The sequence below is a fragment of the Bacillus sp. AFS029637 genome, from assembly GCF_002584985.1.
Classification (GTDB): Bacteria; Bacillota; Bacilli; order Bacillales; family Bacillaceae_G; genus Bacillus_A.
In genome coordinates this window covers 145,920-164,960 of sequence record NZ_NUPZ01000033.1, presented here as the reverse complement: position 1 = coordinate 164,960, position 19,041 = coordinate 145,920, and the positions used below count along the sequence as shown (strand labels likewise).

15 protein-coding genes and 1 riboswitch are annotated in these 19,041 nt (G+C 37.2%); of the genes, 9 read left to right on the top strand and 6 right to left on the bottom strand.

Going from position 1 to position 19,041, the window contains the following annotated elements; genetic code table 11:
• Positions 1–46 precede the first annotated feature (46 nt).
• Entirely contained in the window at positions 47–1,129 is a 1,083-nt protein-coding gene (locus COE49_RS18055; protein WP_088231826.1) for a polysaccharide deacetylase family protein, read from the bottom strand.
• Positions 1,130–1,666: 537 nt separating this feature from the next.
• Between COE49_RS18055 and COE49_RS18050 the strand changes: the two genes are divergently transcribed.
• Positions 1,667–2,374: a hypothetical protein gene (locus COE49_RS18050; protein WP_088231825.1), complete on the top strand. Its 708-nt coding sequence runs from the start codon at positions 1,667–1,669 to the stop codon at positions 2,372–2,374.
• Between the two features lie 52 nt (positions 2,375–2,426).
• Here COE49_RS18050 and COE49_RS18045 read toward each other — a convergent pair whose 3' ends face one another.
• Positions 2,427–3,623 (bottom strand): NupC/NupG family nucleoside CNT transporter, encoded by a 1,197-nt coding sequence (locus COE49_RS18045; protein ID WP_088231824.1) that lies wholly within the window; start codon positions 3,621–3,623, stop codon positions 2,427–2,429.
• 202 nt (positions 3,624–3,825) lie between these two features.
• A riboswitch (purine riboswitch) is annotated at positions 3,826–3,927 on the bottom strand.
• 121 nt (positions 3,928–4,048) lie between these two features.
• Between COE49_RS18045 and rlmD the strand changes: the two genes are divergently transcribed.
• The 5 genes from rlmD to COE49_RS18020 all read left to right on the top strand — a co-directional run bounded on the left by rlmD (position 4,049) and on the right by COE49_RS18020 (position 10,470).
• Entirely contained in the window at positions 4,049–5,425 is a 1,377-nt protein-coding gene (gene rlmD / locus COE49_RS18040) for a 23S rRNA (uracil(1939)-C(5))-methyltransferase RlmD (RefSeq protein WP_088231823.1), read from the top strand.
• Positions 5,426–5,673: 248 nt separating this feature from the next.
• Positions 5,674–6,663: a tRNA dihydrouridine synthase gene (locus tag COE49_RS18035; protein ID WP_088231822.1), complete on the top strand. Its 990-nt coding sequence runs from the start codon at positions 5,674–5,676 to the stop codon at positions 6,661–6,663.
• A 199-nt stretch (positions 6,664–6,862) separates the two neighbouring features.
• A complete protein-coding gene (locus COE49_RS18030; protein ID WP_088231821.1) occupies positions 6,863–8,872 on the top strand; it encodes a GAF domain-containing sensor histidine kinase in 2,010 nt (669 codons plus the stop codon).
• 371 nt (positions 8,873–9,243) lie between these two features.
• Complete coding sequence (locus tag COE49_RS18025; protein ID WP_088231820.1) at positions 9,244–9,762, top strand: YehS family protein; 519 nt, start codon at positions 9,244–9,246, stop codon at positions 9,760–9,762.
• A gap of 93 nt (positions 9,763–9,855) precedes the next feature.
• Entirely contained in the window at positions 9,856–10,470 is a 615-nt protein-coding gene (locus tag COE49_RS18020) for a M48 family metallopeptidase (protein ID WP_098945987.1), read from the top strand.
• Between the two features lie 215 nt (positions 10,471–10,685).
• Here COE49_RS18020 and COE49_RS18015 read toward each other — a convergent pair whose 3' ends face one another.
• The gene (locus COE49_RS18015) at positions 10,686–11,378 is read right to left on the bottom strand and encodes an N-acetyltransferase (protein ID WP_088231818.1); all 693 of its coding nucleotides are present in this window, start codon (positions 11,376–11,378) and stop codon (positions 10,686–10,688) included.
• Positions 11,379–11,392: 14 nt separating this feature from the next.
• Positions 11,393–12,502, bottom strand: a complete 1,110-nt coding sequence (locus COE49_RS18010; RefSeq protein WP_088231817.1) for a mandelate racemase/muconate lactonizing enzyme family protein — start codon at positions 12,500–12,502, stop codon at positions 11,393–11,395.
• 93 nt (positions 12,503–12,595) lie between these two features.
• On the opposite strand from COE49_RS18010, the gene COE49_RS18005 reads away from it, so the two are divergent.
• On the top strand, positions 12,596–13,867 hold the full coding sequence (locus COE49_RS18005) for a transcriptional regulator (protein ID WP_088231816.1): 1,272 nt from the start codon (positions 12,596–12,598) through the stop codon (positions 13,865–13,867).
• On the opposite strand, the gene nhaC is transcribed toward COE49_RS18005, so the two are convergent.
• Entirely contained in the window at positions 13,856–15,277 is a 1,422-nt protein-coding gene (gene nhaC, locus COE49_RS18000; protein WP_088231815.1) for a Na+/H+ antiporter NhaC, read from the bottom strand. The genes COE49_RS18005 and nhaC overlap by 12 nt on opposite strands.
• Before the next feature lie 288 nt (positions 15,278–15,565).
• Between nhaC and COE49_RS17995 the strand changes: the two genes are divergently transcribed.
• Entirely contained in the window at positions 15,566–16,681 is a 1,116-nt protein-coding gene (locus tag COE49_RS17995; protein WP_088231814.1) for a M20 peptidase aminoacylase family protein, read from the top strand.
• A 174-nt stretch (positions 16,682–16,855) separates the two neighbouring features.
• Entirely contained in the window at positions 16,856–17,464 is a 609-nt protein-coding gene (locus COE49_RS17990; protein WP_088231813.1) for a class I SAM-dependent methyltransferase, read from the top strand.
• Between the two features lie 48 nt (positions 17,465–17,512).
• Here the strand turns inward: COE49_RS17990 and ahpF are convergent, their stop codons facing one another.
• Positions 17,513–19,039: an alkyl hydroperoxide reductase subunit F gene (gene ahpF, locus COE49_RS17985; protein ID WP_088231812.1), complete on the bottom strand. Its 1,527-nt coding sequence runs from the start codon at positions 19,037–19,039 to the stop codon at positions 17,513–17,515.
• Positions 19,040–19,041 lie beyond the last annotated feature (2 nt).

The following is a 19,041-nucleotide window of genomic DNA, read 5'->3' as shown; positions in this document are numbered from 1 at the left end:
AAATATAAACTAAAAAGAGAGCTCAAAATGTATTGAGCTCTCACACTTATTTAAGGGAAGAGGCAAATTGCTCCACAGTAGTTGCATGGTGTATACGGACGCGTTTCATCTTTAGCAATTCATCAGGTTCACCCTTCGTAATGAATTGTCCAGGCTTCGTTGTTGTTGCAAATTGATAATATTTCTTCGTTTCTTCGACAACTTTATCATCTACATGGCCGAACGGATAAGCAATCGCAATAACTGGCTTACCTGTTACTTTTTCTAGCTTTTCTTTCGAACCTTTTAATTCTTCTTCATAGTTTGTAATTTTCGGTAAATCAGCATGCGTTGCTGTGTGGGATTGCACGGAGAAAATACCGGAATCAACCATTTCTTTTATTTCAGATGTAGAAAGAGAGCTTTCTGCATCAACGTTATCAACAATCATATATTCTGTTGCTGTTGGTTTAAAAGTATCATCTTTTAGCTTTTGTAAAATGCGAAATGCATTCATATTATTTTTCATACCATCGTCAAATGTAACGAAAATGGGTTTATTTACTTTATTTATATCGCCCCAGTGTTCAAAAGTTAGTAATGTATAACCATTGTCCTTTAAATACTTCATTTGGGCTTCAAAGTTAGCCGGTGATACGAATAGATCTTTAATGCCTTGCCCATGATAATCATCAATTGCATGGTACATGAGAACAGGAACTTTTTGCTCGAAAGTAATAGTAGATTTTGTGAGCGGGATGGCTTTCCCATCTTCTTTTATTCCTACTGCTTCAATTTGGAACTCACCGCGTTTTCCTTCAAATTCTTTTATATCAAAAGGAAGTGTAAATTGTTTTTCCTTTTCTTTAGAAGAAAAAGATTTAGTATGTTCCTTTCCATCAGCAGTGCGCCAAATTTTATATTGTACTTCGGTTAAAGAATCTTTTATGTCGGTAATATGAATACTTGTGTTTGTAGATTCGTGTGTAATCGGGTTATAAGAAATTTCCCCTTGTTCCTGCATAGTCCCTTCTTGCTTCTTAACTTCTTGAACCCTTTTCTCTTTTTTAGGTTCTTGACTTACATTGCTAGTATTACAACCTGCTAGAATGGCAGATGTACATAAAGCAATTGCTGCGTATTTTCTCATAAAATCACCTTCTATTGTGTATTATGCTACATATTTACATTAAAATCCCCACCGCTGTAAGAGTGATGGGGATATACCCTTGTTCATCATATCATTTGAAAAAAATGAGGGGAATATGATTTTTAGGGGAGTTATTAGGGTGATAGATTAGTGGCTTTGAATAGATGTATTCTTTCTTTTTTTATTCGAATTGATAATAATATAACCGACTACAAAAATAAGAGGAATAATGAAGACATAGATAGGCATTCCCCATACATAATAGCTTTTCATGCTCAAGACTAGTAAGTGTAAAAAATCGAAAAGGGCGTGAATTTTCATAAGGTCCTCCAATATATTTTTACAAATTATAACATTTAAACTTTGTGATTTGTATATTTTTGTAAATGTTTTAAGCTAATTTTAAAGTAAAAGAAGGGCTTGTTAATATGCAATTTTGCATATAGACGCTAGTTTTATTAAAATATAGGGATTTTAGATTATAATAAGAACTGCTATAAATATAAGTAAGAATGGTGTACGGAATGGAGAACAGAAATGAAATATAAAAAAATAGTATATATTCTTCTCATATCGCTATTTGTAGTTGGTTGTCAAAGTGAAGTGAGTAAGGCGAATAGTGTGGAAGAGTATATTCCAGCACATCTTATGAACGCGGAAGTTACGGCGGATATTATGACGTTAGAGATGGATCCAGATACTCTTAAAAAGGTAGGGAATATTGGTCAAAGAATGAGAGAGCATCTAGCGAATAATATGGAATGGTATTTAAAATACGTAGAAGAGCATGCAGAGAAAAAAAGTATGCCATATCATCCTAATTTCGGTGTTACAAAAGAAGAGTATGAGTTTGTACTAAATGCAATTGATCAAAGTAAATTGGTTAATACAAAGGATGGAAAGCTGAAATTTAAGAAAAAAAGTGATCATGAAGTAGAGATTTTTTCAAGCGAAAGTATAAAGCTACTTAAATATATAGTTATTGATACAGAGAAGAATACAGTAACAACACCTCTAGGAGAATGTGAATATTTTGGAGAAATACTGGCATCGCCAGAACAGAAGTTAACTGGTCCTTGGCACGGAAAACAATGGATGTTAAAAAAAGATGACTTAATATATATGTTTTCTTTAGGGAAAATGGAAACAGGAAATAAATCAATTATTGATATTTCGGTGAAAGGGAAATATAAGGGGGAAATTATTAATAAGGAAGAAGCATTAGAGTTTTCTTCAGTTTCTTAAATGATGATAATAAAAAATCACCTTGCTGTGTAAGCGAAGGTGATTTTCTTTATTAAATAAACAATCCAGCGATTGTCGCAGATAAAATAGAAGCAAGTGTTGATGCAAATAGCATTTTCCAACCGAATTTAGATACGACGCTTCCTTGTTTTTCAGAAAGGGCACGGATCGTACCAACAATCGCACCAATTTGGCTAATACTTGCGAAGCTAATTAAGAATACTGTAACGATTCCAACTGTACGTGGAGCTAATGTTGCAGCTGCTCCTTTTAAGTCAAGGATTGCTACAAACTCGTTTAATACAATCTTCGTACCCATAATACCACCAGCTGGGATAATATCTTGAGCTGGAATACCCATTAAGAATGCGAATGGAGAAAGGATATAACCGAAGATTTGTTGTAATGTAACAGCGTGTCCCATTGCACCTGAAGCTGCGCTAATTACGTAGTTTACAACTTCCATCACACCGATGAAGGCGATCATTAACGCCGCAACGATACCAGCTACTTTTAAACCATCAAGCGCACCGTTAATCATTGCACCGATAAAGCTGTCTCCGAATAGAGTTCTATCAAATTTTTGAATCACTTCGTCTTCTTTTTTCGTATCAACTGGTGTTAATAACGAACAAACGATTAAGCTTGAGAATAAGTTTAGCGGAAGAGCGGCTAGTACGTATTTTGCATCTAGCATCATTACGTATGATGCTGTAACAGAAGCAGAAACTGAGCTCATCGCGGAACAACAAATGATGAACATACGGTTTTTATTAAAATGCTGTAAATCGTTTTTAATAACGATCAATGCTTCACTTGAACCGAAGAATACAGAGTTTACTGCGTGGAATGATTCGACGCGTGGTAAACCAGTAATTTTTGAAATCGCACCGCCGACAATGCGAACGATGAATGGTAAAACACCTAAATAACTAAAGATTGAAAGTAGTGCTGAGAAAAATACGATAATTAATAATACATTTAAGAAAAAGACAAAATCTCTTTGAATTCCATTAAAGAGAAAATCGACGCCTGTCGTACCAAGTTTAATTAGTTTGTTGAAAACTTTACTAATGAAAATAATGATTTGTTGACCAATCTTTGTGCTAAACATAAACCAACCAATTAAAATTTGGAAACCAATCATAATAGCAATTGCACGGAAGTTGATTTTACTTTTGTTGTTTGACAAAGCAAAACATAAACCTAAAACGACAAGAATACCGATAATGCTCATTACATATTGCATGTAGTTGCCCCTTTCAGAAGTTCGTATAAAGTTTGTACATAAAACACTCGTTATATTACTAAAAATAAAGCGGAAAGGTTTTATGTCATACGTAAGATGTCTGACCTTTTAGAAAAATAAAAATAAAAAAAGACCCATATGGATTCACTTTCTTCTATGAGAGAAAGCTAATCAATATGAGTCCTTTTTTGCACATAGGCTAATATTCATTAGTTTTCCCCATAGTCCAGCAATTTAAGGTTGCCGGGTAGAAACTCTCGATCCATATTATCAAGTATATATGAGGTAACATCGTCCGTATTAAATTAGTAGTAGCGTAACATTACTAGAGAACTATCGTCAATAGCTTTTTTTCTTCCAATAGAAAAAGACCATATAAGTATGATAAAATGTAACGCAGTGTTATGAAAAAGAGAGGTCGGAAAATGAGTAATAAAATGACGCCACCAGTTGAGAAAAACGAGTTTATAGATGTAGTATTTGAAGATTTAACACACGATGGTGCCGGTGTTGCGAAAGTAAAAGGTTATCCTATTTTCGTTAAAAACGGATTACCAGGTGAAGAAGCACAAATTAAAATTATTAAAGTGAAGAAAAACTTCGCATTTGGTCGTTTAATGAAGCTTCATACAGAAAGCCCATATCGTAAAGATGCAGAGTGCCCAGTATATAACCAGTGCGGCGGTTGTCAGCTTCAGCATTTAACATATGAAGGACAACTACAAGCGAAGGAAAAACAAGTACGCGACGTGATGCAGCGCATCGGCGGATTAAGTGATGTTCCTGTTCATCCTGTACTTGGCATGAAAAACCCGTGGGTATATCGTAATAAAGCACAGGTACCAATCGGAGAACGTGAAGGCGGACTTGTAGCAGGTTTCTATCGCCAAGGAACACATGACATTATTAATATGGAATCATGTTTAATTCAGGCGGAAGAAAATGATACATTAATTCAAGAAGTAAAACGTATTTGTGAAAAGCACGGTATTACGGCGTACAACGAAGAGCGCAATAAAGGAACGCTTCGCCACGTAATGGCTCGCTACGGACAAGTAACAGGGGAAATTATGCTTGTCTTCATTACGCGTACTGCAGAATTGCCAAACAAACAAGCGATCATTGAAGAAATCGCAGCGAAATTCCCAGAAGTAAAATCGATTGTTCAAAACGTAAACCCGAAGCGTACAAACGTAATCTTCGGAGACAAAACGACAGTATTGTACGGATCGGAATATATTTATGACTTTATCGGTGACATTAAATTTGCGATTTCAGCACGTTCATTCTACCAAGTAAACCCAGAACAAACGAAAGTGCTATACGATAAAACGTTAGAATACGCAAAGTTAGACGGTAACGAAACAGTAATCGATGCCTATTGCGGAATCGGATCAATCTCCTTATTCCTAGCGCAAAAAGCGAAAAAAGTGTACGGCGTTGAAATTGTTCCAGAAGCAATCGAAGACGCAAACCGAAACGCAGCATTAAACAACATGACAAATGCTGAATTTGGCGTAGGAGAAGCAGAAGTAGTCATTCCAAAATGGTACAAAGAAGGCGTAATTGCCGACACAATGGTCGTAGATCCACCGCGTAAAGGCTGTGACGAAGCACTACTAAACACAATCATCGACATGAAGCCAAAACGCGTCGTATACGTATCATGTAACCCAGCAACATTAGCACGTGACTTAAAAGTATTAGAAGAAGGCGGATATAAAACGCAGGAAGTACAGCCTGTTGATATGTTCCCGCATACGACACATGTAGAGTGTGTAGCTTGGCTTAAGTTGGTATAATAAAGTGAAACTTTAATCAGTGGGTTTTCTTCACCCCCACTGATTATGAGCCTTCATCAATCGGACTTTTACGGGCAACCCGACCCCCACCTAACTTCTTTGCTTTCGCTGAATTTTGAGTTTGGGGGTCTTACTGTCCGTTAATGTGTGATAAAGAAGCAGTTGATATAGAAACAATCTATACCATCTGCTTTTTGGTTTATTGAGAGTTTGAAATTGTATTCATATTGAGAGGATTTGAATTTGAAATGATAGATAATTTTTGGAATGATTTACCACGACCGTTTTTCGTACTTGCACCAATGGAAGATGTGACGGATGTTGTTTTTCGTCACGTAGTAAGTGAAGCTGGTCGCCCAGACGTATTCTTCACAGAGTTTACAAACTCGGATAGCTATTGTCATCCAGAAGGTATGAAAAGTGTACGTGGTCGTTTAATTTTTACAGAAGATGAACAGCCGATAGTGGCGCATATTTGGGGAGATAACCCTGAATATTTCCGTCAAATGAGTATTGGCATGGCAGAGCTAGGATTTAAAGGCATCGATATTAACATGGGTTGCCCTGTACCGAATGTAGCATCGAGAGGAAAAGGTAGTGGTCTTATTCTACGTCCAGACGTTGCGGCAGAACTAATCCAAGCAGCAAAAGCGGGCGGACTACCTGTCAGCGTAAAAACGCGACTTGGCTTTAAAGAGTTAAGCGAGTGGGAAGATTGGTTAACACATATTTTCAAACAAGATATTGCAAACCTTTCTATTCATTTACGCACAAGAGAAGAAATGAGCCAAGTAGACGCGCATTGGGAACTAATTCCAGAAATCAAAAAATTACGTGACCGTATTGCGCCAAATACGTTAATAACAATCAACGGAGACATCCCTGACCGTAAAACCGGGCTGGAACTTGCTGAAAAATACGGCATTGATGGCGTAATGATCGGAAGAGGCATTTTCAAGAATCCATTTGCGTTTGAAAAAGAGCCAAGAGAACATAGCAGTAAAGAACATTTAGATCTTTTAAGATTACAACTTGATCTTCAAGATCAATATGCAGAAGTATTGCCACGTTCAATCACAGGACTTCACCGCTTCTTCAAAATTTATGTAAAAGGCTTCCCTGGAGCTGCTGAACTTAGAAATCAATTGATGAGCACGAAATCAACTGATGAAGTGCGCGCGTTGCTTGATAAGTTCGAAGCTAGTGTTGATAAGAATGGAGATAGTGAAACAGTGTAACTTTTGAAAGGTAGAGGGGATGGAGTGTAGCGATTTTATGAGTGTTTGTTTCATTTTAATTAAGGTGAACCGTACCATAAGTAAGTGAGGTATTCTATGTAAAACAAGGGGAAGGAAAGAATACAGGAGAAAATTGAAAATGGCAGGTTGGTCTTGATTTTCACGGGTATTATCATGTCTATAATTGGAGGCCATGTGAATGTTAAGTGATCAGGCGAGATATTCTAGGCTCGCGAATATAACAAAAATAATAAATACAAAATTAGAACTACGTGAAGTATTGCAGCGTGTAACAATGGCGATATCAGAGGAGATTGTTAGGTGCAACTCTGTTGGAATTTATTTACCCCAGGAAAATGGAACATTTAGAGGGTTTGCAGGAAAACCAGAGACCATAAATGGCGTAACGCTCGATACTCAGGTAATTGATCCTGAAGTAGACTTACTGGCAAAAGAAGTTATTGAAACAAAAAAAACCATCTATATCCCTGATACCTCAAAGGATCATCGGCCGGATCCGAGACCAGTTGATGCGTTCAAAATTAAGTCCTTATTAGCTCTGCCTATCTCATATGGGCAAGAGTTATTTGGTCTCGTTTTTTTATTTGATTATGGAGTTCCAATGAACTTAACAGATTCAGAAATTCAAAGTGTTGAAGCTTATGTAAATATGGCTGCGGTCGCCATTCAAAACGCAAATAATTTAACACAAAAGGAAAACCTTATTGCAGAGAAGCAGCTGTTACTCAATGTGAACCGTGATTTATCAATGTGTTCCTCGATACAGGAGAGTTTTGATAAATGTTTTTTTTACTTAGGACAGATTTTAGAGAGTAAAAACATGGCTGCACACCTTTTAGACCCGCAAGATAAAACAACGATTAAAACAACGAAGTTAAGCAAGGACTGTGATTGGACAGAAGCGGATTGGCTGGAGAAAAGCTATGAGGCCAAAATCCAAGAGGTTGTTCAAACAAAAAATATAGATAGTAAGAGTTTACTGATGATTCCATTGGTCTCAATGGGGGAGGTATTAGGGGTAATCGTCGTTGGTAAAGCTCACAATTACGATAATTCCCAAATTCAACTGGCAAAATCTATCGTTGATGCCACAGCTCCTACGTTATCAAACTTGTTATATATGGATCAATTGGAAAGCATGGTGGAAGAGCGAACGAGAGAACTAGCTGCTGCTAATGAAAAAGTTACAAGTGTGATTGAAAGTATTACGGATGGATTCTTTACTTTGAATAATAAATGGGAATTTACGTACGTAAATAAGCATCAATATTTTCCACAAAGAAAAACAGCAAAAGATGTATTAGGTAAGAATATATGGGATGTTTTCCTAGATAGCTTTGACACAGTTATGTATAACGAATTTCATCGTGCAATGTCAGAGCGAACTACAGTTCATTTCGAATTTCTTTCTACCTCTGATGAATATTGGCACGAAGTTATTGCATACCCGTATGATGATGGTATTTGTTGTGTTTTTAAAAACATAACGGAAAAAAAGCAATATGAGCAGGAATTGAAAAGGTTATCCAACATAGATTTAATAGGGCAAATGGCAGCAGGTATCAGCCATGAGATTAGAAATCCAATGACAACAGTAAGAGGATTTTTGCAGTTATTAAAAGAAGAGCGCACCTATAAGCAACATAATACGTACTTTAGTTTAATGATTGAAGAACTTGACCGTGCCAATTCTATTATTACTGAATTTCTCTCAATGGGTAATACAAGGAAATCGGATTTGCAAATGTTAGATTTAAATGCAATTATCCGCGATATTATGCCTTTAATAAAGATTGATACGTATAATCAAAATAAATATATTCAAGTCGATACAAATGACACTCCGGAATTACTTTTAAATCGTAATGAGATACGGCAATTATTAATAAACCTATGTCGTAATGGGTTAGAAGCGATGGACACAGGGAAAATTTTAACCATTAGCACCTACAAGGAAGTGCAAAATTGTGTGGTGCTTGCAGTGCGGGATCAAGGAAAAGGTATCAGGCCTGAAGTATTAGAGAAGCTGGGTACTCCATTTTATACGACCAAAGATAATGGAACTGGATTGGGGTTAGGTGTATGTTATGCCATTGCTGCCCGTCATAATGCAAAAATAGAAATTCAAACAGGATCGGAAGGCACTACCTTTTTAGTTAAATTTAATTATGAAAATAATGAGAAATAACCTGATTTAGATTAGTTACGGTGAACCGTATTACAAATGAAAAGTAAACATAATCCATATATTTCACTTGAATTTTACGTAATATTCATGTCTGAGTGGCCCACTAAGTAGAGTTGCACAAAAATGGACTAATCTATATCAGGTTAGTCCATTTTCAAGTGTGTTAATTAATAGTCACTGCCCATCCTTTTTTGCTTTATTAATATCATCGTCAAAGGAAGGGGCGTTGCTGTTTTAAAATCACCTCCAAAAATCATTAATCCACCTAAGACTACAAAACCTACCTCTAAAATGTTAAAGTAGTAACTTAACGACATTCATTTACACATGCTAAAAGCATTATTATATTTGAAATTTCAGGAGGAAAAACAATGGCAATGAGCAACAACGATATATTAAAAAGAGTAAGATACGCTTTAGATATAAAAGATATAGATATGGTAGAAATCTTTAAACTTGGCGGGATGGAAGTAACGAAAGAAGACGTAGTTGATATGCTTACAAAAATAAAGAGAGCGCCGCAACATGAAGCTGAAAATGATGATGTAATCGAAGAAGAGTACGTACTAACATGCGACATGATGATGTTAGAGTCATTTTTCAATGGATTTATTACTTTAAAAAGAGGGAAGCAAGATCCAAAACCAGGACAACCAGCACCTGTACAAAGCAAAGAGAGTGCTAATAACCTTCTTCTAAAGAAAATGAAAATCGCACTATCTTTAACGAGTGAGGATGTACTTGATATATTAGATAGCGTAGGCGTTACGGTAACAAAAGGAGAGTTAGGCGCCCTATTAAGAAAAAAAGGCCATAAAAATTACAAAGAGTGCGGCGATAGATACGCAAGGAATTTCATTAAGGGATTAGGTGTAAAGTATAGAGGGTAATGAGTTCGTTAAAGGAGTAAATGATATAATAGGTAGAGTAGGTGTTTGTATCCTACTCTTTTTTATTTGTAAAATAATACGTTAGGTGATGAAATGGTACATACTTATTTAGGTGAGACAATTAATTTTCATGTAACTTATAAGAAGAAAAAGTCGGTGCGTCTTTTTGTAGATTCGTACGGAAATGTTGAGGTGCAAGCTCCGAAGGGAACACCTGTTGAATACTTAGTTCAGTTGCTAGAGGAGAAGTGGGATTGGATTCAGACAACACGTAAAGAAATGCAGGAGCGAGCGCTTGGACCACAGGAAAAGGATTATGATCAAGGAGAGGGCTTTCTGTATTTAGGAAGTACGTATCCGATACAAATTTCTCAAGATGCAAGTATAGAGCAAGATAAAGCGGTGTTTAAAGCAGAGAAGAGCATTAAAGCACATCAAAGTAACTTCAAAACAAAACCGCGTTCTATTCGTATTACAGACAGTAGTCGTACGTGGGGTACTTGTGATTCAAATCTACAGTTAACATTCAATTGGAAGTTAGCGATGGCACCACAGCGAGTAATTGACTATGTAGTTGTTCATGAGATGTGCCATATGGTCCATTTAAATCATGATCGTTCTTTTTGGCGTCTTGTCGGAAAGATAATGCCTGATTATAAGGAAATGGAGAACTGGTTAGCGTTATCGAGTTGGAAAATGACGGTTTAGTATGGAATATCGATTTTTGTCGGTAAACCGATATTCCTTGTCGAATCGCTGATATATTTTGAGTTACGATAGATATATTTGAAAAATCGTTGATATATTGTAAGTTATGATAGATATATTCTAAAAATCGTTAATATAATTTCATGTATCACGGAACTGTTCAGCGAGGAGAAAATAAAAAGGAAGGGATATCCCTTCCTTTTCTTGCATGTAAATCATCGTCCAAATTTCACAATGAAAGTATCGTCTATTTTCTCCATCTCATACCCACGATACCCCTTCGAAAGCAATACCTGCTGTCCACTAGCATCACTCATCGGAACGTTCTTAACATCTGTCCAATCCCTTTTGGTATCGCGCAATTCCTTCACAAAAACATACCGCATACTACCACTATACTTCTCTTTCAGTGCAGCAATTCCCATCCCTTGCGCAAACTTATCCTTCAAACTCGGAATGTTAAAAGGTGCAACGGTGCAGCAAACATAGTCGTACTTTCCATCTTCTTTTTGTAGTTCATCCATGATGACTGTCGCTAATGTTTTTTGCATCCCATTTCCCCGGCAGTTTGGATGAACGTTTGAGATTTCTTGATAGATGACGCGATGTAGTTCGCTTTCTGATAGGCCGATATCAAGTCCTAAATGCTCGTCATCGATAGGAGGGACGAGTAGGGCACGGAATGCGATGAGTTCGTTTTCGATAAAGGCACCGATCATCATGCCGTTTCCTTCTAGAATGTATTGAAATTCTTCTTGTGAGAGCGGTTGTAAACGACCTTTATCTTCTAACGCTTCAACTACAACGTTTTGTAGGGATAAAATTTGCTCGATGTGCTCTCCGGATAGTAATGTAACGTGAAACGACTCGTTATTTTGTTTTAATGTACCTTCATATAGAACTGTCATGTATGAGCCCTCCTTTAGCGTACAACGTCTTGAAAGACGGTTAGTTCTTGCAGGGTATCTTCATTTATTTCAATGCCGAGTCCTGGTTTTTCGTTTAAGCGAATAAATGGTACGTCGTAATGTAAGTTACCAATGTCTTTCGTGAATTTTAATGGTCCTGTTAGCTCAACGCTCGTAATGATTTTCTTTGAGAAAGCGACATGGAATCCTGCGGAAGAGGCAACGGATGATTCGACCATTGAGCCCACTTGGCATTCAATGCCGGCCATTTCAGCTTGATGAGCAAGTTTTACGGCCGGATATATGCCACCGCATTTCATTAGTTTTATATTTACTTTATCAGCCGCATCTAAGTTAATGATTTGGCGCATTTCACGAGAACTTTTTAATCCTTCATCAATCATAAGCGGAAGGTCTGTTTTAGAACGAATATGAGCCATTGCATCAATATCGTCGGCGACAACGGGTTGCTCAATCCAGTCAATGTTTAAATGTCCTAATGAACGAAGGGCTGTTAATGTGTTTGCGCTATTTTTCCACCCTTGGTTTACATCAACACGAATAGCGATATCATTTCCTACACGTTCACGTACAGCTTCAATTCGTTTTACATCTTCTTTTACGTTTGTACCGACTTTCATTTTGAAAGATTGGTAACCTTTTTGAATCATAGAAGCAGCTTCTTCAGCCATATCTTCTGGATCCGCGATGCTTAAGACGTGAGTAACGGGGAACTCATCATGGTAGCGCCCGCCAATTAATTGATATACAGGTTGATTTAATTTTTTGCCCATTATATCAAAACAAGCAATATCAATCGCCGCTTTTGCTGTTGGAACACCGTAAATTGTATTGTCCATCATATCGTGTATTTTTTCGATATTCATTGGATTTTTCCCGATAAGAGCAGGAGCTAGCGTATGTTTTAAAGTGTGGAAAGTACTTTCCCACGATTCACCTGTAACGTGATCATCAGCAACGCCTTCACCGTAACCAATAATGCCTTCGTCAGTTTCCATTTTGACGATAATAGAAGGCATATCAGAATAAGAACCATAACTAATAACAAACGGATTGCGAAGTGGTAAACGAATTGCGTAAAGATGAATAGCTGTAATTTTCATTGAATAAAGACCCCTTCCTATTTACAATAGTTTTGTACATTTGATATAGTTGACGTTAAATAGTCGTTAATTAATAATAAGGAGTTAGAGAAAATGATAATAAAAATTGCAGTTGTCGGTTCAAAGGAGTTTATGGAGAATCTTTTACCTATTGCTCATAAATTAAAAGAGATAGAAATTGATCCATATATTTACCTTCATCCGGCTGAATCTTCTGAAATATTAAAGCGTTTAAAGCCTTGTGATGTTATCTTTTTCTCGGGTGCCCTACCTTATTATATGGCAAAAGAAATAAGAGAACAATTACGAATTCCAAGTACGTACTTACAGCAAGACGAGACAACGGTTGCATCTTCACTCCTTTCTATAATATATCATCAAAGTATTCAACCTCAAAAAATTTCAATTGATTTAGTAGATCGTTCGTTTATTACAAATGTGTTCCACGATATTGGTTTGAAAGAAACACCGCAAGTGATGGATTATGAAAATATGTTGTGGAGTAAAGATGAAATAAATAGAGTCGTCGATTTCCATGTAGCTAAGTATCAATCAGGAGATTCGGATTTAGCTTTAACGAGTATTCACGCTGTTTACGATGAACTTCAAAAAATAGGTATTCCTTCAGAGCGTATGATAGATCCGACGCAATCCATTATACATGGGTTAAAAGATGCAAAAATAAAAGCCGAGTTAGCAAAAAGCCATTCAGCTACTGTTGGTGCCTGTATTATATCCTTTATGCAGATACAAGAAAGCTCGTTTGAACAATTACATATAGTTTCAAAAGAATTACGTGGTTCATTTAAACAAGTTGATGAAATGACATTTATTTTGTATACGACTCGCGGTGATATTGAATCGAGTATAAAAACAAATGTGATAGATAACGTATTTATGAGTATAGAAGGTAGGATAGCTATTGGGTTTGGTTACGGGAAAACTGTGAAAGAAGCGGAGCAAAATGCTAAAATTGCTCAAGGTTTCGCGAAGAATAATCCAATAGAGCATTGTTTCTATATACTAACAAGTGATAAAGAACTATTTGGTCCGTTTCCGAAAGAACAGAGAGTACAAAGTTTGAAAAATGCTAATCCAGAGTTAATGAAAATAGCAAAGGAAACGAAGCTTAGTCCAGCAAACTTGTCAAAAATTATTCAGTTTAGTCAATCACACCCGTCATTGAAATTTACAGCGGCAGATCTTTCTGAGTACTTACAAGTGACGCGGCGATCAACAGAAAGGTTGTTAAAGAAATTAGTTGATTACGGGTATGCTCATATTTGCGGCGAGGAAATGCCTTATCAACAAGGGCGTCCTCGCGCAATATATGAACTGAATTTACCATTATTTTTAAGCTTCTAGTTGAGCTTTTTGTTTCTTTATTAGTTCTGCTTTTTCAATGTCTGATAGTTTCGTAATTGTGAGACCAGTTATACCGTAAATAATTGAGATGATAGGTACGATGAAATTCAATATGGCATAAGGAGCGTATTCGAATGCGCTTACTCCAAGTGTTGCGAGAATAAATACACCGCACGTATTCCAAGGAACGAAAACAGAAGTTAATGTTCCACCATCTTCTAATGCTCTGGATAAATTTTTGGAATGTAGTCCTTTTTCAGTGTATGCATTTGCGTACATTCTGGAAGGAACAACAATCGAAATATATTGTTCAGAGCAAGTAAGGTTCGTTGCAAAGCAAGATGCGATAGTAGAAGCGATAAGTCCCTTTGCTGATGTCGCCAATTTTAAAATTTGATTTACAATTGAGCGAAGAATTCCGGTATGTTCTAGTACGCCTCCGAAAGTCATAGCGACAATTGTCATAGAAACTGTATTCATCATCGAATCTAAGCCACCGCGGTTAAATAGTTCGTCTACTAGTTTGTTTCCAGTGTCTATGACAAATCCAGCTTGGAGTGCACCGACAGCTGATGAGACAGAACCACCTTGAATAAAGACTTGTGATAGAAATCCTAAAATAATACCGACGAGAATAGCTGGTATAGCAGGAACTTTTTTAGCGACCAATACCATAACGATTACAGGTATAATTAATAGGAAAGGTGAGATAACAAAGTTTTGTTGCAATACTTGTAACGTTTGATCGATGCTTTTGGCATCAATATTGTTAGCGCCGAAGCTTCTTCCTAAGAACGCATAGACGATAAGAGTAATAATTAAACCTGGGATTGTAGTAAATAACATATGACGGATATGCACGAATAAATCTGTATTTGTTAATCCTGCGGCTAAGTTTGTTGTGTCTGAAAGCGGTGACATTTTATCGCCGAAATAAGAGCCTGAAATAATGGCACCAGCAACCATTGGAGCCGGGATTCCCATACTTAGGCCAATACCCATTCCAGCAACGCCGATTGTTCCCATTGTAGACCAGGAGCTACCGATCGCTAACGCAACGATAGAACAAATCACGGTAATTGAAACTAAAAATAGTGATGGAGTTAAAAGGTTTAAACCGTAATAAATCATTGTTGCGACGATTCCACCGCCAATCCAAGCACCGATCGTTAAACCAACAAGAATGATAATAACGATAGCGGGTAATGCGAGGCGAATTCCTTTATACATTGCTTCTTCAATGTCGTTCCATTTGTAACCGTAACGCCAAGCGACGATAGAAGCAACGGTTGTACCGATAATAAGTGGGACGTGAGGGCTTTGTTCTAATATAACAATTGTAACCATCATAACTGCAACTGTAATGATAATAGGGATCATTGCTACGCCAAAAGGTATTTCTTTTTTCATAAACTGCCTCCTCATTATGTATGTTTGTATTTTTAGAATTGTCGCAAAATAGACGTTTATTAGGTTATAATAACTAAAAACATATGTAAGCGTCAACAAAAAAACAGAAAATAAGGAATCTTCTAGTTGTTTATTTAGTTTGTAATATAGATACGGAGTAAGGTTTTTAAGTGTTTAAAAATAAGTAATTGACTTTTTTCTTAAAATTCAATATGTTCATAAAAACATCTGTTTTTCATAAGTATAATTAACCTAAGTGGTTTGTAATTTGGGAAGGAGAATGAAACGTTGAAAACATTAGAACTACAAGAGCGTTTAACGGAAATTTTTCAGCATTTACACGAAAACCCTGAAGTCAGTTGGAAAGAGTATGAAACGACAGCGTACATTACTAACTTTTTAAAAGAAGAAGGAATTTCATATAAAATATTTGATGATTGCCCAGGCGTGATTGCTGAAATCGGAAGTGGGAATCCAGTTATCGCGATTCGCGCTGATATGGATGCACTATGGCAAGAAGTAGATGGAGAGTTTAAAGCGAACCATTCATGCGGTCATGATGCTCATATGACGATTGTAATGGGGCTTATTTTGCAATTAAAGAATATGAGATGGGAAAGTGGTACGGTTAGATTTATTTTTCAGCCGGCAGAGGAAAAAGGAAATGGCTCTTTAAAGATGGTAGAGAAGGGCGCTGTGGATGATGCTGATTTCTTATTTGGTGTTCATTTAAGGCCGATTGAAGAACTGCCTTTGAAACAAGCTGCCCCATCTATTCGTCACGGAGCAGCAGGATTTTTAGAGGGAACGATTCATGGGGAAGACGCACATGGTGCAAGACCCCACCAAGGTGTGAATGCGATTGATGTCATTTCCATGATTAATATCGGTTTGAAAAATATATGGTTGCCACCGCAAAGTTCATATTCGGTGAAAATGACGAGGTGCCAAGCTGGTGGTGATAATCTAAATATCATTCCAGGTAACGGTCATTTCAGTTTAGATGTAAGAGCAGAGAGTAATACACTATTACAAGAATTAAAGAAAAAGATAGAGTGTGTAATAGAATCAGCTGCATCGATGGGATCAAAAACTTCATATGAATGGATTGATCTTGCTCCAGGAGCAGAAGTGTCAGAAGAAGCAGAGCGTTATATGCGCAAAGGTATTCTCGCTGTGTATGGAGAAGAGAGATGTACAGGACCGCTCTATACGACAGGAAGCGATGATTTCCATTACTACACAGTGAAAAGACCGCATTTAAAAGCAGTTATGCTTGGACTAGGGGCAAACTTACAACCTGGATTACACCATCCGTATATGAAGTTCGATCATAGTTGTATTATGGATGGCGTAGAAATATTGAAACAAACTGTATTGAAAGTGTTAGAGGACAGGGGCTAGAGAGCTCCTGTTTTTTTTGTAGGAATTTGTCGTTAAGTCGATATATTTGAAGTTACGATAGATATATTAAGAAAATCGTCGATATAATTTCACGTACTAATTAATTCACTGAAAAATTCTTCTCCAGTACATGGTGTATAATAATAAGTACCATTTCTTAATAGGAGAAAACCAATGAACGAACAATATTACGATGCTGTACTACATATAAAAACTGTCGGAGAGCAAAAAGGATTTAATAAGTCTATGCACTATCACCGTTATGAACCGACGCCGTATAGCGGATTAGATGAGTTATTGAATCAATACGAAATAAAAAGTAGCGACCGAATTGTAGATTTTGGGTGCGGGAAAGGACGATTAAACTTTTACATGCACCATAAGTGTGGTGCTTCAGCAGTTGGAATTGAAATGAATGAAGAGTTTTATAACGAAGCGATGGCTAATCGTGATCGGTATGCACGAAAGGTACGAAACAGTAAATATAAAATTCAATTCCAGTGCTGTTTAGCACAGGAATATGAAATTGATCCATGTGATAACCGATTTTATTTCTTCAATCCATTTTCTGTACAAGTGTTTATGAACGTAGTAAATAACATTTTGCTTTCGGTAGAAGAAGCGGAGAGAGAAGTGGATATCATTCTATATTACCCTTCTGAAGATTATATTTTCTTCTTAGAAAATCAGACTGCGTTTGAGTTGAAGAAGGAAGTAAGGTTGCCGGGTGCTTATGAGAAGAATGGGAATGAGCGGTTTTTAGTTTATACATTAAGGTTATAAAAAAGCAGGTGCCAATGCACCTGCTTTTTTAAACTCACGTCTATATAATTAGTTACGGATTAAGTAATCAAACGCGCCTAAAGCAGCATTTGCACCTGAGCCCATAGAGATGATGATTTGTTTGTACGGATTATTTGTACAGTCACCTGCAGCAAACACTCCTGGTACGTTTGTAGCGCCGTGCTTGTCTGTTACGATTTCACCGCGAGCGCGTTCAACTGTTTCGCCTAACCAGTCTGTGTTTGGCACAAGACCGATTTGTACGAATACACCTTGTAATTCAACGTGATGAACTTCTTCAGTTTCACGATCGATGTAAGAAATACCGTTTACTTTGTCAGTACCAGTAATTTCTTTCGTTTGAACGTTTTTCAGAACAGTTACGTTTGGTAAGCTGTTAAGACGCTCTTGTAATACAGCATCAGCTTTTAATTCTGGCATGAACTCAAGAACAGTTACGTGCTTAACGATACCCGCTAAGTCGATAGCTGCTTCGATACCAGAGTTACCGCCGCCGATAACTGCTACGTCTTTTCCAGTGAATAATGGACCGTCACAGTGTGGGCAGTATGCTACACCTTTATTTTTGAACTCAGCTTCACCTGGTACGCCAACGTTACGCCAGCGAGCACCTGTTGAAACGATTACGCTCTTACTTTTCAGAATAGCGCCGTTTTCAAGTTCCACTTCAATAAGTTCTTTTTTCTCTAAACGTTTCGCACGTTGTAGATTCATTACATCGATGTCGTATTCTTTTACGTGCTCTTCAAGACTTGCTACTAGCTTAGGACCTTCAGTGCGTTTTACGCTGATGAAGTTCTCAATGCCCATAGTATCCATTACTTGACCACCGAAGCGCTCAGCAACGATACCAGTACGGATGCCTTTACGTGCTGCATAAATTGCTGCACTTGCACCAGCAGGGCCGCCACCAACAACAAGAACATCGTATGGATCTTTATCAGAAAGCTCTGATGCATCTGGACCGTTACCCATTTTAGCTAAAATTTCTTCAAGTGTCATACGACCGCTTCCGAAAGATTCGCCGTTTAGGTAAACAGTTGGTACCGCCATGATGTCTTTACTTTCTACTTCCTCTTTGAATGCCGCGCCATCAATCATAGTATGTGTAATACTAGAGTTTAGAACGCTCATTACGTTAAGAGCTTGTACAACATCAGGACAGTTATGACAACTTAGGCTGATATAAGATTCAAAATGATATTCGCCTTGAATGTTTTTGATTTGATCGATTAATTTTTGTTCAACTTTTGGAGCACGTCCGCTAACTTGTAGTAAAGCTAACACTAATGAAGTAAATTCGTGTCCTAATGGAATACCAGCGAATACGACACCAGTGTCTTCGCCAGGGCGATTTACGCTAAAGCTTGGTGTTCTCTCTAGTTCAACTTTTTCTACTGTGATCTTAGATGACATAGTAGCTAATTCATCTACTAGAGCTAACATATCTTTAGATACGTTATCGTCTCCTGCGCTTACTTTAAGTAAAATATCGTTCTCCATTAACTGAAGGTATTGGGATAGTTGTGTTTTTATATCTGCATCTAGTATCATTT

What these genes read in the sequence shown, in the direction of transcription:
- COE49_RS18050 (WP_088231825.1), top strand. Translation starts at nt 1,667, where the DNA reads ATGAAATATAAAAAAATAGTATATATTCTTCTCATATCGCTATTTGTA.
- COE49_RS18010 (WP_088231817.1), bottom strand. Translation starts at nt 12,502, where the DNA reads ATGAAAATTACAGCTATTCATCTTTACGCAATTCGTTTACCACTTCGC.
- COE49_RS17990 (WP_088231813.1), top strand. Translation starts at nt 16,856, where the DNA reads ATGAACGAACAATATTACGATGCTGTACTACATATAAAAACTGTCGGA.
- nhaC (WP_088231815.1), bottom strand. Translation starts at nt 15,277, where the DNA reads ATGAAAAAAGAAATACCTTTTGGCGTAGCAATGATCCCTATTATCATT.
- COE49_RS18020 (WP_098945987.1), top strand. Translation starts at nt 9,856, where the DNA reads ATGGTACATACTTATTTAGGTGAGACAATTAATTTTCATGTAACTTAT.
- COE49_RS18005 (WP_088231816.1), top strand. Translation starts at nt 12,596, where the DNA reads ATGATAATAAAAATTGCAGTTGTCGGTTCAAAGGAGTTTATGGAGAAT.
- COE49_RS18015 (WP_088231818.1), bottom strand. Translation starts at nt 11,378, where the DNA reads ATGACAGTTCTATATGAAGGTACATTAAAACAAAATAACGAGTCGTTT.
- ahpF (WP_088231812.1), bottom strand. Translation starts at nt 19,039, where the DNA reads ATGATACTAGATGCAGATATAAAAACACAACTATCCCAATACCTTCAG.
- COE49_RS18035 (WP_088231822.1), top strand. Translation starts at nt 5,674, where the DNA reads ATGATAGATAATTTTTGGAATGATTTACCACGACCGTTTTTCGTACTT.
- COE49_RS18025 (WP_088231820.1), top strand. Translation starts at nt 9,244, where the DNA reads ATGGCAATGAGCAACAACGATATATTAAAAAGAGTAAGATACGCTTTA.
- COE49_RS18030 (WP_088231821.1), top strand. Translation starts at nt 6,863, where the DNA reads ATGTTAAGTGATCAGGCGAGATATTCTAGGCTCGCGAATATAACAAAA.
- COE49_RS18045 (WP_088231824.1), bottom strand. Translation starts at nt 3,623, where the DNA reads ATGCAATATGTAATGAGCATTATCGGTATTCTTGTCGTTTTAGGTTTA.
- COE49_RS18055 (WP_088231826.1), bottom strand. Translation starts at nt 1,129, where the DNA reads ATGAGAAAATACGCAGCAATTGCTTTATGTACATCTGCCATTCTAGCA.
- rlmD (WP_088231823.1), top strand. Translation starts at nt 4,049, where the DNA reads ATGAGTAATAAAATGACGCCACCAGTTGAGAAAAACGAGTTTATAGAT.